Origin of the sequence: Rheinheimera marina, from assembly GCF_042654345.1 — a bacterium.
Lineage (GTDB): Bacteria > Pseudomonadota > Gammaproteobacteria > Enterobacterales > Alteromonadaceae > Pararheinheimera > Pararheinheimera marina.
This window is the reverse complement of the sequence record NZ_JBHSGB010000002.1, coordinates 128,499-142,955: the sequence shown is the minus strand read 5'-3', so window position 1 is coordinate 142,955 and position 14,457 is coordinate 128,499. Positions and strand designations below refer to the sequence as shown.

Genomic DNA, 14,457 nt, shown 5'->3' with positions numbered 1-14,457 from the left:
CTTGATCAACTCAATCCGGCGTAATGCCTGGCTTCTACGGCATTCTATACTGGTGCTGCTGCGCAGGATGACGCAGGGCGCAGTGGTAACGCATTCAGTCGAAAAACTTCTCACTATCAAACCTCTACAGGAATGACTTTTTATGAAAACAATTGGATACGCCGCTCATTCAGCGGATGCAGTGATGGCTCCGTTTCACTTCGAACGCCGCGCGCTGCGCTCAAACGACGTTGCTATTGAGATTCTGTACTGTGGCGTGTGTCACTCAGACTTACATACAGTGAATGGCGACTGGGGCCCGCAGCCTTATCCATTGGTGCCGGGTCATGAGATTGTTGGTGTTGTGACGTCAGTCGGGCCTGGTGTCACCCGTTATAAAACGGGTGACAAAGTGGCGGTAGGCTGCATGGTTGACAGCTGCCAGCACTGCGACCAGTGTCATCATGGCGAAGAGCAGTTCTGCCGGGTTGGTATGACCCCGACGTACGGTGCACCGGACCGCATTGACGGCACCACCACGCAAGGCGGTTACTCCAAGCACATTGTGGTGCGCGAAGAGTTTGTACTGCAAATTCCAGACAACATGGATTTAGCCAAAGCCGCTCCTATTTTGTGTGCCGGTATTACGACCTATTCGCCACTGCGGACCTGGGGTGTGAAAAAAGGCAGCCGGGTTGGTGTGATTGGCTTGGGTGGTCTGGGCCATATGGCGGTAAAACTTGCGCATGCAATGGGCGCAGAAGTGACTGCGATCAGCCGCTCAACCAGCAAAGAAGCAGAATCGAAAGCCATGGGCGCCAAAGGCATTCTGGCGTCATCCGACCCTGCAGCTATGGCGGCAGCTGCCAGTTCTTTTGACTTGATTATCGACACCGCACCGGTGAAACACGATGTCAGTGTGTACGCGCCATTGCTCGACATTGACGGTACGCTGGTGGTGGTAGGTCAGGTCGGTCCGCTGGAAGAGCTGATGAGCGTGCCGCTGGTGTTTGGCCGCCGTCGTATTGCCGGTTCACTGATTGGTGGTATTGCCGAAACGCAGGAAGTGCTGAACTTCTGTGCTGAGCACAATGTGTACCCGGACTGTGAAATGATCCGCATGGACCAGATTAACGACGCCTTCCGCCGTCTGGAAAAAGGCGATTTGGCGCACCGTTTTGTGATTGATATGTCGTCATTAAATCTGGCTTAAGACGCATTCAGCCAGGCAGGCGCAGTCATAAGCTGTGCCTGCCTGCAGCAGATCGTTATTCATTGGCCAGCGGAGAGTTTTTCAGCCGGTCAATCACCAGCCGAAAGGCGGAGCTGATGTTTCTGCGGCCGGAATAACACAGGTAATAGCCATCAAAAGGCGGGCACCAGTCCGCCAGTACCCGGCGCAGGGTGCCGTTTTCAATATCTGCGGCGACTTCAGGTTCAGTGACAAAGGCAATGCCGTGGCCGGCTTTGGCGGCTTCGATGCAAATATCGCTTTCGCTGAAAATAAACTGGCAGGGCACTTTTTTCACCAGCGCCTGGCCATCCTTTTCAAACTCCCAGTCGTAAATGGCGCCATGGGCATGAAACCGCATGACCAGGCAGGCATGTTGATCTAAATCGGCAGGATGCAGAGGCACGCCGCGTTGGCGGAAGTAGTCGGGTGTTCCAACCGCTGCCATTCGGATCGCCGGGCCTATTTTCACCGCATTCATGTCCGGGCTGACAAACTCACGCAGGCGAACGCCCGCATCAAAACGGTCTTCCGCCAGATCCGTCAGCCGGCTTTCCAGGTTCAACTCAATTTGTACTTCGGGGTAGTCGCGGGCTATTTGCGACAATACAGGCCACAGCAGGGTGCGTACGGCTGGTTTGCTGGCGGCAATGCGCACCAGGCCACGCGGAGCATCGCCCAGCTCACGCAGTTCTTCAATCCGTGACTGGATCATGGAGAACCCGGGTTTGAGGCTGGCCAGCAGCTTTTCGCCGGCATCTGTGGTGGAGACTTTCCTGGACGTTCGGTTCAGCAGTTTAATGCCAATGCTTTCTTCCAGCCGCCGGATGGCGTAACTGATGGCGGATTGCGACAAGTTCAGCCGCACCGCGGCACGGGTAAAACTATGCTCTTCCGCCACCGTCATAAAGACCACCAGATCATTTAACTCTTCACGCATAATCAATGATCCCAAAGCATAGGTTTCTGCAATAAACCTATTTTATAGCAATATTTTACTTAGTTGAATGAATTGAATTCATTGTTGCAATGAGCGGCTGTGCCTTGTTGCTCAAACCTCTGAGGCGTATCTTGGTGCTCATTAAATGACCGGCCTGTAAGCGCAGACCGCTTTGGAGATGCAACAGATGACAACGATACGTTTAAGCGTGGCAGGAAAGTCGATGACTGCCACTCTGACAGACAGCGCGGCCAGCCGCGACTTTGTGCAGATGCTGCCTTTAACGCTGGAGCTGAGTGATTACGCCTCCACGGAGAAAATTGCCGACTTGCCAAAAAAGTTATCCACCGCTGGTGCTGCCGCCGGGTATGAGCCGTCTGTGGGAGACATTACCTACTACGCGCCCTGGGGCAATCTGGCTATTTTTTATCGGGATTTTGGCTATGCCAGCGGTTTGGTGTCGCTCGGCCGCATCATCCAGGGCGCAGAACACCTGAAGTTTTCTGGTTCTCAGAAAGTGACCATCGAAGTGATTGCGTCACAGCGTTAGTGGCCAGGTGCCAACACATCACCGATTAAATTCTGCAGGAGGAACTATGACCACCTTAATGAAATCAGCCCTGTATACCGCGGCTTTATCCTCAGCCGGTTTTGCGATGGACGCTGCGAGCGCTCAAAGCGAACCCACAGTGCAGGCGCAGCAGGTTCGTCCTCAGGGCTCGCAGCCAGGCATGCAAGGCCCGCAGCAGCTGTTTACCGGAACAGCTCAAATAGCACCACTGTTTCCTGGTACCGCAGAGATTAACGCGTCTGGCGCTTATGTCACCTTTGAAGCCGGTGCCAGAACGGCCTGGCATACCCATCCGAAGGGTCAGCACATTATTGTCACCCAAGGTGTGGGGTATACCCAGCAATGGGGTCAGCCGGTCACACAAATTAAGGTGGGGGATGTGGTGTGGTGTCCACCTGGTGTCAAACACTGGCATGGTGCCGCAGCCGACTCTGCGATGACCCATTTAGTGGTGACAGGACAAGACGAAGAAGGCCGCAATGTGGTCTGGCTGGAAAAGGTCAGTGACGCAGAGTACAGCGGCGCCCGAGACATCAACAACGAACAGTAGCGCCGCGCCGGGATCCGGCCGCATACACAATGAATCAGTAACATTTTGGAGACAGAGATGAGCAATCAATCACAGAACACCGCCGCCCCAGATAACACACGCCGTACCCTGCTGAAAATGACAGGCGCAGGCTTAGTTGCTCTTGGTGTCGGCTCAGCACTGAGTGCTCAGGCGCAGGCACAAGGCGCTGCGTTAACGCTCGGCAGTGACTGGGATAAAACCTTTGCCAAAAGTGACAAAGTGGACCACAAAAAAGTCAGCTTCACCAACCGCTATGGCATTACCTTAGCTGCTGATTTGTATCTGCCAAAAAATGCCAGCGGCAAGCAGGCGGCATTAGCCATCAGCGGCCCGTTTGGCGCCGTGAAAGAGCAATCGTCTGGTCTGTACGCCCAAACCATGGCTGAGCGTGGTTTTATTACACTGGCCTTTGATCCGTCGTACACCGGCGAAAGTGGCGGCGAACCCCGTCATGTAGCGTCACCTGATATCAATACCGAAGACTTCAGTGCCGCCGTAGACTATCTGGGCTTGTTGCCAACAGTCGACCGTAACCGCATTGGTATTATTGGGATTTGTGGTTGGGGTGGCATGGCGCTGAACGCCGCTTCAGTGGACAAACGCATCAAAGCGGTCGCCACCAGCACTATGTACGACATGACCCGAGTGATGTCCAAGGGCTATAACGACAGCACGACCAAAGAGCAGCGCACTGCGGCGCTGGAGCAAATGAGTCAGCAGCGCTGGCTGGATGCTGAAAAAGGTCAGCCTGCAGTAGGCCCGGTGTCGCTGGAATTAAAAGGCGGCGAACCGCTGTTTGTGCAGGAATATGCCGGCTACTACAAATCGAAGCAGCGTGGTTTTCACCCAAGGGCGATTAATTCCAATGCGTCCTGGACCTTAACCACTCCGCTGTCCTTTATGAATATGCCATTGCTGAGTTACATCGATGAAATTTCGCCACGGCCAGCCCTGATCATTCACGGCGAAAAAGCGCATTCGCGCTATTTCAGTGAAACGGCCTATGCGGCGGCGGCGGAACCAAAAGAGCTGCTGATTATCCCTGGTGCTAACCATGTGGATTTATACGATCAAATGGACAAAATCCCCTTTGATAAGCTGAGCAGTTTCTTTAAAACTCATTTAGCTTAAGACAGTGGTGGTGGCGTTACTGCGCCACCACCCATTTTCCGCTTTGTCAGGCCGCCCATGCCAACTGCGTGTTGCGGGGCCGGCAGATCAGCTGTTGAACCTTGTTGTATTCCTCGTGCCTGTCTGAGCAGCTTGGCTGTCCGGGCCTGGCCTTTTATCGCCCGCGCATTCAATCAATCTGGAGTTGTGTCGTTATGTCTGTTGAGAAAAACCCGTTGCCAAGTGCCACAGGGTCCGAACCGGCGCATTGGGGCGCGGTCAATGCGCTGGCCATTTGTTCCTTTGTGTTGGTTGCGGCCGAATTTATGCCGGTCAGCCTGCTGACGCCAATGGCGGCAGATTTGCAGTTAACCGAAGGCCAAGCAGGCCAGTCGGTATCGATTTGCTCGTTGGCGGCGCTGTTTTCCAGCTTGAGTATCCGCACTCTGGCCGGAACGCTGGACCGTCGCACTGTGCTGCTGTGCTTAACGGCGCTGTTAATTAGTTCGGGTCCGCTGGTGGCTTTTGCGCCGAATTTTACTGTGCTGATGCTTGGCCGTGTTTTGCTGGGGCTGTCGCTGGGTGGCTTCTGGTCATTGTCTGCGGCTACGGCCATGCGGCTGGTGCCTGCTGGCTCTGTAGCTAAAGCACTGGCGGTGATTTCGGGGGGCACCGCACTCGCCGGAACTGTGGCGGCGCCGTTGGGGAGTGTGCTGGGTGAGCTCATCGGTTGGCGTGGCGCCTTCTTTTGCCTGATCCCCGTTGCTGTAGTGGCATGTGCGCTGCAGTTTCGCTTCTTGCCGCAGTTGCCTGCGGTGCAACGAAGCACTGCTGTTGGTGTGTCGGGGTTACTGCGCCGCCCTGCGGTCGCTGTTGGTTATTTTGGCGCCATGCTGTTTTTCGCTGGCCAGTTCTCGCTGTACACCTACTTGCGGCCTTATCTGGAGCAAGTCACTCAGGCTGGCGTTAATCTGGTCTCGTTTAGCCTGTTAATGGTCGGCATCGCTGGTTTTGTCGGAACTTTAACTGTCAGCAAGCTGATTGGTCCCCGGCTGCATTGGACTCTGACCTGCCTGTCGCTGGTGATGGCGCTGATGGTGGCGGGATTATTGCTGTTCGGTGAAGGCCAGCTGCCGGTGTTGCTACTATTGGCGGTTTGGGGTTGGTGTGGAACTGCGGCTCAGGTGACCTGGTGGGCCTGGGTGACCCGGGCTGCGGCTGATGATGCCGAAGCCGGTGGTGGTTTGCTGGTGGCCGTGGCTCAGGTGGGCATTGCCAGTGGAGCAACCCTGGGGGGGCTCGCCTACGACAGCTTTGGACCTCTCGCCATTCCCGTTGGAAGCAGCCTGACGTTGGTGCTGGCGGCTCTAGTGGCCCTGAGCTCTGGCTGGTTAAAGCAGCCAGGCGGTATTAATGCAGCCAAAGCCTGTTTGAGCGACAAAACCTGATCCACATCAGCAGAGTGACAACTCCGCGGGTAAGAAGGGACACCTTGCTGTCACAGCACGATGTCCCGCCATTTGCTCTCGGCCCGCGCTGGCACATGTACCTGCTGTACCGGGATCGTGACAATCAGCCACTGCGACTAAGGTTGCTGATAGAACACTTACTGGCAGTGGCTCCGCCGGAGTATTAGGCCGCTAAGCGTCGTAGTGCAGCTTAACCGGGTTAAGTGGTGGAACCAATGGCGAAATAAAACCTCTGCATTCAAAGGTTTTCGTGGTGCAGGCGGTGCCTGCCATTCTGTTAAGGAGCATGGATGAAAATTCAATGGATAACGTTGTTACTGGCCAGTCTGATCGCCCCCGTGGTGCAGGCCGCCGAACCTGTCTATGGCCCACGGCTGGAGGGCTTCGACTACCCATACCCTGTGCAGTATTTCCGGCTGAACAGCCAGCAACAAGCACTGGAAATGGCGTATCTGGATGTCGCTGCGCCGCAGCCAAACGGCAAAGTGGTGGTGTTGCTGCACGGCAAAAACTTTTGTGCCGCCACCTGGGAAGGCAGCATTAAAGCGCTGACCGCTGCCGGCTACCGGGTGATAGCGCCGGACCAGGTCGGCTTTTGTAAATCCAGCAAACCGGCGCAGTACCAGTTTAGTTTTCAGCAGCTGGCAGCCAACACCAAAGCCTTGTTAGACAAACTGCAAATTAGCCAGGCGGCGGTATTGGGTCATTCCATGGGCGGCATGCTGGCCAGCCGTTTTGCCTTGTTGTATCCGGACAGCACAGAACAACTGGTGCTGGTAAACCCGATAGGGCTGGAAGACTGGAAAGCACTGGGAGTCCCGTACCGCACTGTCGATCAGTGGTATCAGCGTGATTTGGCCACCTCGGCGGCAGGCATCAAACAGTACCAGAAAGACACCTATTATGGCGGCCACTGGCGGCCGGAATTTGACCGTTGGGTGCAAATGCAGGCAGGTATGTACCGTGGTGACGGCAAACAACAGGTGGCCTGGAACTCGGCATTGACCGCCGACATGATTTTCACCCAGCCGGTGCTGTATGAGTTTGGCCAGTTGCAGATGCCAGTCACACTGATGATTGGTGAGCTGGACAATACTGCGATAGGCAAAGACGCGGCACCGGACGCACTGAAAAAACAGCTGGGCCAGTATGCCCAGCTCGGACCTGCCACGCTGAAAAAGTTGCCTAAAGGCCGTTTAGTCCGCTTTGCTGATTTAGGCCATTCGCCACAGATCCAGGCGCCTGAGCAGTTTCACCCGCAGTTACTGCAGGCGCTTAGTACCAAATTCTGAATCCGCAGCGCTGCGGCTGGGACCGGCTGCAGCGCAATTAAAGGACAGCTTGTGCCTAATGTTTGAACAAATCAGCAGTCTGGCGCAATTGGCCAGCCAACCCGGTCAGAGCGTGACTGGTGGCGGCGACCTCCTGGTTGGCAGCTGACACTGAAGTCCCCAGCCCGGCAAACGCAAGAATGCCATGCTGCAGCTCATTGGTCATTTGCTGCGAATCGCCCGCCAGACCTGCGGCCTGTTGACTGACCTCGGCTAAATCCAGAATGATCTGCCGGCCCGCTTCCAGCGTCTGTACCAAGTGATCGGCCAGCTCGACCGAACGCTGTGCTGTGGCCCGGTTCGACTGCATAGTGCCAACCGCATACTGAATGGAGCTGACAATAGCGGCCAGCATGCTGTTGATCTCCGTAGTGGCATTGTGGGTGCGCACCGCCAGGGTGCGGACTTCATCGGCCACCACGGCAAAGCCGCGACCAGAGTCACCGGCGCGGGCGGCTTCTATCGCGGCATTCAGCGCCAGTAAATTGGTTTGTGCGGCTATTTCGGCAATGCTGTTCACCACAGAACTCACCTGGTCGCCGTTGGACTGCAATGCCAATAGCATTTGAGCAGTGGCTTCAATATCGCCCGACAGCTGGCTGATGCTGGCGGACGTTTCCAGCACGGCTTGCTGGCTTTGTGACATGGAATCCGCACCGGCTTTGGCCGCGTCTGCTGCATGGCTGGAGCGGCTGACACTCTGGTGCATCTGCTGCTCCAGTTGCGCCATGTTTTGCACCAGGTCGCCGAGTTTTTGCTGCAGTTCAGTGACAGAACCTGAGGATTGACGGCTGCTGCCCGCCAGCGCTCCGACCGCCTGATGAATGCCTGAAATGGCCTGGTACATTTCTGCTATGCCTTGCTGAAACACCCGCAATAAATGGTTCACACTGGCGGCCACATGCTGCACTTCGGTGGCTCCCTCGCTTTGCAACTGCCGGGTTAAGTCGCGGCTGGCCGCCAGGTCGCCAAGCTCGGCAGACAGCCGCACCACAGGCTGGGCAATTTGCTTTTGTGCCAGGAAAAAAAACGCTATGGCGACCAGCAGGATCAGCAGCAACAAGGTGGCGACTGTTAAGGTATTGCTACTCAGACTGTCGCTGATCAGGGCGGTTTTACTGCGGGCTAACCCGGTGATCCGCTCGGCCAGGGCGTCTGCAGCCTGATTAAAACCGACCGCTGCCTGATTAATTTTTGTCAGCTGCTCGCGCGCCTGGTCCCAGTCTACTTCTGCGGCTTGCATCAGTTGGTTTAGCTGCACCAATGCCTGCTGTAGTTGCTGAAAGCGCTGGTCGGCGTCGGAACTTTGGAAGCTGGCCAGGCTGCTGAGCTGGTTGCGGATATCCTGCTGCAGTGCCTGTTGGGTCTGGTTGAACTGCGCCGGGCTGAGGGTAGTGCCATACAGCTCGTAGCCGGTCAGCACCCATTGTTTGGCGCTGCTCTGCATGCTGCTGACTGCATGCAGCGCGGGTAAGGACTCGTCCACAAAACCCGCCACCTGATGCGTTAACTGGCGGTTGCTGCTAATCAGCAAAATGGCGGCAGCAAGTGTCACCAGCAAAATAGCGGCGTAACCAATAAATATCCGGCTTTTAATTGAAGCAAACTGAGGCACTGGGCACCTTCCTCTGTTTGGTGGCGTAAAACGACCAAAGGTAGACCGGCGTCAGTGCCGCTTGCTTTCGGCGGCGCTGAAATTATCTGCAGGTCAGCTGGTTGCTGCTTAGGGCGCGTTGTTGTCCGCAGTGCGGCATAACTGACGTTTCAGCCAGTAATCACCACTCAGGTAGCGGCCACCACCGGTAAACAACAAGGACAGCAACATCAGCAGGTAGGTGGCGGCAAACTCAATGCCGTTATTGAGGATCACCAGGCTGCCGCTGCTGGTCAGCCAGTCGTAATCGCCATATTGCTGCAAAATGGCTTTGGCCGCGGCCAGCTTTTCCCGTGCCGCCAGCACCCGCTCGTCGTGCAGCAAGGTGCCATCGGCCAGCCAACTGGAGGTGTCGGCGATGGCCAGCCAGCCATTGGGCCAATGCACCGAAAAAATGGCCACCAGCATGGTGGCGATCAATGGCAGGCAGACCAGTCGGGTGGCCAGTCCAGCCAGTAACAGCAGGCCACCCAGCAGTTCGGCAGCAATAGCCAGCACGGCTAAGACCACCGGAGCGGGCAGGCCCAGGCCCCAATCCGGGTTGGCAAACCAGGCGACCGTGTCGTCAAACGCCTGGTATTTATTCCAACCCGCCTGGATCAGCACAGGTGCCAGATACAAACGTAATAAAAAGGCCGGAACCCCGCTGAATAAGGTCAGGGCAGCAGTAAAGCGCTGGTACCGGGACCAGGCCGATTGAAACAGGGCAGAGCGCATAATAAACCTCAGGGTGCAGAGCCGATAGACCAACAGACCTGCTCGAGGTAAAAAAACTTTCGGGGTGGGTAAGGCGAAAAGTGGGGAGGTGGTAGCCTCCCCAGCAACAGGTTACTGTGAGCTTTGTGCTGCGCGCTCTTTGGCGTGTTTCTCCGCCATTGCCTGAATTTTTGGCATCATGCCCTGCATCAGGGTTTGCATCATCTGCATCGACTGCTGTACCAGTTCAGGCTGGCGTTTCACCAGTTTCTGGCCGGCTGGCGACTGGTAAAAGTCCAGAATGCTCTGCATTTCGTCTTCGCTGAAGACCTGGGCATAGACCGCAATAATCGGCTCTTCCAGCTGAGACCAGGACATTTCAGAGCGGAACAGCTGCTGCATTTCGCGCTGCTGTTTCTGGCTTAATGCGTCATCGGGGTTGGTCCGGTTGGCCTGCACCATTTGCTCCATCTGGGCATAAGCGTAATCCAGCATCGCCGGTGCGTCAGTGGCTTTCAGCACTTGCTCAATGGTTTCCCGTTTGGCGGGCTCGGCCTGGCTGAAAAAACTGCTAAAGACTAAAGCGGCCAGGGTGATATGTGTAAGTTTCATAATATGCCTCCTTGCTGTTTGGCACCGCCAAGGGTGTCGTTTTTTGGCTGAATTGTCAAAAAAATGTTTCAAAAATTACCCATGCTATGGTCGGATAAAAGCGCACATCAGGCTTGGCAGCTAAGGCCTGGCGCTTTATGCTCTGTGCCGGGTAGTGGGTGCTGCGGCATCTGGCCTGTACGCAGGCAAATAAAAAAATAACAAAGGCAACAAGGGTAAATTATGGTGATCAGTGCGCTCGATTCAGCCATCGTCATTGGCTACGTGGTACTGCTGCTGGTATTGGCAATGTGGGTGTCGAAAGACAAAGCCGGCCATCAGAAAGACAGTAAAGATTTTTTCCTGGCCGGGCAAACCTTGCCCTGGTGGGCCATCGGTGCCTCGCTGATTGCGGCCAATATTTCTGCAGAACAAATTATCGGTATGTCGGGCTCCGGCTTTGTGGTGGGTCTGGCCATTGCTTCCTATGAATGGATGGCGGCGTTAACCCTGCTGTTAGTCGGCTGGTTTTTCCTGCCGGTGTTTCTGCGCAAAGGCATTTACACCATGCCGCAGTTTCTGGAGCAGCGTTTCGACAAAAGGGTGAAGTACGTAATGAGCCTGTTCTGGCTGTTGCTGTACACCTTTGTCAATTTAACTGCGGTACTCTGGCTGGGCGCGACCGCCATTGCTACCTTAACCGGCTTGTCTGTGGTGTGGGGCATGCTGGCGCTGGCGCTGATTGCGGTGTCCTATTCGCTGTATGGCGGTTTAAAGGCGGTGGCGCTGACCGACGGCATTCAAATTTTGCTGCTGGTGGGTGGTGGCTTGCTGCTGAGCTGGATAGCGCTGAATCAGGTGTCGGATGGCGCTGGTGTGCTGGCCGGTTTTGACACCTTATTGCAAAAGGCGCCGGAGAAATTCGACATGATCCTGGCCAAAGACCACCCGGAATACGCCAACCTGCCGGGTATGGCGGTGATCCTGGGCGGTATGTGGATGATGAACCTGAGTTACTGGGGTTTTAACCAATACATTATTCAACGCGCTTTGGCCGCCAGGAGTTTTGCCGAAGCACAAAAAGGCATTTTGTTTGCCGCCTTTCTGAAAATGCTGATGCCGGTCATTATCGTATTGCCTGGTATTGCGGCTTATGTGCTGAGTCAGGACCCAGCCAGCGGTATTGCGGTGGAAAAAGCCGATGCGGCCTACCCAACCTTGCTGGCTTTGGTGCCTGAAGGGATCCGTGGCCTTATCTTCGCGGCGCTTATTGCCGCCATAGTGTCGTCACTGGCGTCGATGATGAACTCCATCGCCACCATTTTTACGCTGGACTTATACAAGCCGCTTAGCAAAACCAGCAAAACCGAACAACAGCTGGTGGGTGTGGGTCGTCTGGTCAGTGGCCTGGCGCTGCTGATTGCTGTACTGGTGGCTAAACCGCTGCTGGGCAACTTCCCACAGGCCTTCCAGTATATTCAGGAATTTACCGGCTTCTTCACGCCGGGCATTTGCGCCATCTTTATGCTGGGCATTTTCTGGAAAGGTGCGTCAGGCAATGGTGCGCTGGCGGCCGCTCTGCTGTCCTGCTTTGGCTCACTGGCGATGAAACTGCTATTGCCTGAAGTGCCCTTTATGGACCGCGTTGGCTATATCTTCCTGCTGTGTTGTGTGGTGATGTGGCTGCTGCGTCAGCCTGCCAAAGCTGAACCTGAAGCCGCTGCGGTCAGCACTCTGGATATGACGCCAAGCCGTTTCTACCTGCACGGCAGCGCCATTATCAGCATGCTGCTGGTGTATCTGTACTGGCAGTTCTGGTGACAGGGCGGCGCTAATTTTTGCAGGGGCTGAGATTCAGCCCCTTTTTTATCTGCCAGCTCCCATTCAGCTGCCGCTGCAGGCGCCTTACCGAGAAACTGCGTTTTCCTCTTTGCCTGGCCGCGGTTTCGTTTTAGTTTGGTAAACAAAACAACAACTAAGTGCAGGAACAGCATGAAAATTTGGGCAGGCAGCATGGTGGCGCTTGGCTTCACTTTGTGTGGAGTGCAGGCAGAAGTCAGTTCTCAGCAACTGGAACAGTCACTGGATTTGCGAGAGCGCTGGATGGGCCTGACCCGCGATGTGCTGTTGGCACCGCAGTGGACTGACGACAACCAGAGCTTTTATTACAAACTCAGTGTTGAAGGTGGTTTTCGTTTTTACCTCGAGCAACTGGAACCGGGCCACAGAGCACAGGCCTTTGACCACCAGCGCATCAGTGACGCTCTGAGCAAAGCCAGCGGCCAGCAGTTCTCGCCATTGCAGTTGCCATTCGACAGCTTCAGTTATGGCCGCAATGCCGATATCCGTTTTTATTACGATGACAGCCTGTGGTCCTGTGCGCTGGACGGCAGCAGCTGCGCCCGCCAGCAACGCCAGGGCCAGCCGAAAGCTTTTGGTGTAGTGCGTGATTTAAGGGTTGCGCCACAAAACAGCGCTAAAGTGTCAGCGGACGGCCGTTATCAGGCGCAAACAGTGGGGTATAACCTGCGGATCAGCGACGCCAAAGGCGCCACTGTGCTGGAAAGTACCGACGGCAGCGCTGAGAATTTTTACGACCCGCAGTCAATTCAGTGGGCGCCGGACAGCAGCGCTTTGCTGGTGCTGAAAGTGAAACCCGGCACAGCCCGGCTGGTCAGCCGGGTGCTGGCGGCGCCGGCCGATCAGTTAGAACCGAAAACCATCACCCAGCTGTACCCTAAACCCGGCGACGCGGTGGACATTGAGCAGCCGGTGCTGGTGCAGCTGGCCAGCCGTCAGCTCAAGCCGATAGACCCGCAGTTATTCGCTAAACCTTACAGTCTGGATGAGCTGCAATGGCGCTCCGACAGCAGTGGTTTTGTGTTTAAGTACACCGAACGTGGCCATCAGCTGGCCAGAGTGGTGGCGGTTGACGCTAAAACTGCACAGGCCAGTGCGCTGGTCACTGAGCAAAGCCCGACTTTTATCGACCAGTGGGGCGGCAGCTACCTGCAGTTGTTACAGGGCAACAACCCAGGCTTACTCTGGTTATCCGAGCGGGACGGCTGGGCGCATTTATACCGCTACAACAACCAGGGCAAATTGCTGAACCAGGTAACCCAAGGCCAGTGGCGGGTGCGGGCTGTGCAGCGGGTGGACGAGGCGAAGCAACAAATCTGGTTTTCGGCCAGCGGCATGGACCCGAAACAAGACCCTTATTATGTGCACTACTACCGGATTAATTTTGATGGCAGCGGCCTGACCGCACTGACCAGCGCCAACGCCACGCATGAGGTGGTGTATTCGGCCGATTTCAGTCATTACATTGACCTGTATTCGCGGGTCGACCTGCCGAATCAGGCCGAACTGCGCCGCAGCGCCGACGGCAGTTTGCTGCGGGTGCTCGCCAAGGGGGATATCAGCCGGCTGACCGCCGCAGGCTTTAAAGCGCCAACCCCTTTTGTCAGCAAAGGCCGCGACGGCAAAACCGACATCTGGGGTTTACTGGTACGGCCGCAGCAGTTTGACCCGAACAAAAGCTACCCGGTGATCGAAAACATCTATGCCGGGCCACACTCCAGCTTTGTGCCCAAGAGTTTCTGGCCTTTTGGTTACCATTCCGGGGGCGATAAAGTGATCGGCATGCAAGCGCTGGCCGATCTGGGTTTTATTGTGGTGCAAATCGACGGCATGGGCACAGGCAACAGATCCAAAGCCTTTCATGATGTGGCCTGGCGCAACCTGGCCGATTCCGGCTTTCCCGACCGCATCCTCTGGCATAAAGCCGCAGCCGCCCAGTTTCCCTGGTACAGCCTGCAGCATGGTGTGGGGATTTACGGCGCCTCGGCTGGTGGCCAGAGCACAGTGGGTGCTTTGGTGTTTCATCCGGAGTTTTACAGCGTTGGGGTCGCTTACGCCGGTTGTTATGACAACCGCATGGATAAAATCAGCTGGAACGAGCAGTGGCTTGGGTATCCGGTCGGGGAGCAATACCGCGCATCTTCAGTGACCGAACATGCCAGCCAGCTGCGCGGCCGTTTGCTGATCATTAATGGTGAGCAGGACAGCAATGTCGACCCGGCGTCGACCATGCAGCTGGTGAATGCGCTGATCAAAGCCGACAAAGATTTCGATTTATTGCTGGTGCCAGGCGGCGAGCATGCGGTGGGGCGTTCCAGCGGGCCTATCCGTTATGTGCAGCGCCGCCAGTTTGATTTCTTCCTGCGGCATTTGCAGCAGCAACAAACGCCGGACTGGAATAAATAAGCGATAGCAGCACAGTGCCACAGCGGGCGCCGTGCTGCTTTGTTTGCA

At 55.8% G+C, this 14,457-nt stretch carries 12 protein-coding genes; 8 read left to right on the top strand and 4 right to left on the bottom strand.

What is annotated here, in order from left to right; translation table 11 throughout:
* Positions 1–142: 142 nt before the first annotated feature.
* Positions 143–1,192 (top strand): NAD(P)-dependent alcohol dehydrogenase, encoded by a 1,050-nt coding sequence (locus ACFO3I_RS02675; protein ID WP_377331528.1) that lies wholly within the window; start codon positions 143–145, stop codon positions 1,190–1,192.
* Positions 1,193–1,247: 55 nt separating this feature from the next.
* Here ACFO3I_RS02675 and ACFO3I_RS02670 read toward each other — a convergent pair whose 3' ends face one another.
* Positions 1,248–2,150 carry a LysR family transcriptional regulator gene (locus ACFO3I_RS02670; protein ID WP_377331527.1) on the bottom strand — a complete coding sequence of 301 codons (903 nt, stop codon included), beginning with the start codon at positions 2,148–2,150 and terminating at the stop codon, positions 1,248–1,250.
* Between the two features lie 187 nt (positions 2,151–2,337).
* On the opposite strand from ACFO3I_RS02670, the gene ACFO3I_RS02665 reads away from it, so the two are divergent.
* The 5 genes from ACFO3I_RS02665 (at position 2,338) to ACFO3I_RS02645 (ending at position 7,163) form a co-directional block, all read left to right on the top strand.
* Positions 2,338–2,700, top strand: a complete 363-nt coding sequence (locus tag ACFO3I_RS02665) for a cyclophilin-like fold protein (RefSeq protein ID WP_377331525.1) — start codon at positions 2,338–2,340, stop codon at positions 2,698–2,700.
* Between the two features lie 46 nt (positions 2,701–2,746).
* The gene (locus ACFO3I_RS02660; RefSeq protein WP_377331523.1) at positions 2,747–3,271 is read left to right on the top strand and encodes a (R)-mandelonitrile lyase; all 525 of its coding nucleotides are present in this window, start codon (positions 2,747–2,749) and stop codon (positions 3,269–3,271) included.
* Between the two features lie 57 nt (positions 3,272–3,328).
* On the top strand, positions 3,329–4,423 hold the full coding sequence (locus ACFO3I_RS02655; protein WP_377331522.1) for an alpha/beta hydrolase: 1,095 nt from the start codon (positions 3,329–3,331) through the stop codon (positions 4,421–4,423).
* 194 nt (positions 4,424–4,617) lie between these two features.
* Complete coding sequence (locus tag ACFO3I_RS02650) at positions 4,618–5,850, top strand: MFS transporter (RefSeq protein WP_377331520.1); 1,233 nt, start codon at positions 4,618–4,620, stop codon at positions 5,848–5,850.
* A 311-nt stretch (positions 5,851–6,161) separates the two neighbouring features.
* On the top strand, positions 6,162–7,163 hold the full coding sequence (locus ACFO3I_RS02645) for an alpha/beta fold hydrolase (RefSeq protein ID WP_377331518.1): 1,002 nt from the start codon (positions 6,162–6,164) through the stop codon (positions 7,161–7,163).
* Between the two features lie 55 nt (positions 7,164–7,218).
* Here ACFO3I_RS02645 and ACFO3I_RS02640 read toward each other — a convergent pair whose 3' ends face one another.
* From ACFO3I_RS02640 to ACFO3I_RS02630, 3 genes are all read right to left on the bottom strand, one after another.
* Complete coding sequence (locus tag ACFO3I_RS02640; RefSeq protein WP_377331517.1) at positions 7,219–8,817, bottom strand: methyl-accepting chemotaxis protein; 1,599 nt, start codon at positions 8,815–8,817, stop codon at positions 7,219–7,221.
* A gap of 108 nt (positions 8,818–8,925) precedes the next feature.
* The gene (locus ACFO3I_RS02635; protein ID WP_377331515.1) at positions 8,926–9,573 is read right to left on the bottom strand and encodes an HvfX family Cu-binding RiPP maturation protein; all 648 of its coding nucleotides are present in this window, start codon (positions 9,571–9,573) and stop codon (positions 8,926–8,928) included.
* A gap of 111 nt (positions 9,574–9,684) precedes the next feature.
* On the bottom strand, positions 9,685–10,164 hold the full coding sequence (locus ACFO3I_RS02630; RefSeq protein WP_377331514.1) for a DUF2059 domain-containing protein: 480 nt from the start codon (positions 10,162–10,164) through the stop codon (positions 9,685–9,687).
* 222 nt (positions 10,165–10,386) lie between these two features.
* Here ACFO3I_RS02630 and ACFO3I_RS02625 point away from each other — a divergent pair, with 222 nt between their 5' ends.
* Together ACFO3I_RS02625 and ACFO3I_RS02620 are read left to right on the top strand one after the other, a co-directional pair.
* Positions 10,387–11,964, top strand: a complete 1,578-nt coding sequence (locus tag ACFO3I_RS02625; RefSeq protein WP_377331512.1) for a sodium/sugar symporter — start codon at positions 10,387–10,389, stop codon at positions 11,962–11,964.
* A gap of 171 nt (positions 11,965–12,135) precedes the next feature.
* Positions 12,136–14,409 carry a S9 family peptidase gene (locus ACFO3I_RS02620; protein WP_377331511.1) on the top strand — a complete coding sequence of 758 codons (2,274 nt, stop codon included), beginning with the start codon at positions 12,136–12,138 and terminating at the stop codon, positions 14,407–14,409.
* Positions 14,410–14,457 lie beyond the last annotated feature (48 nt).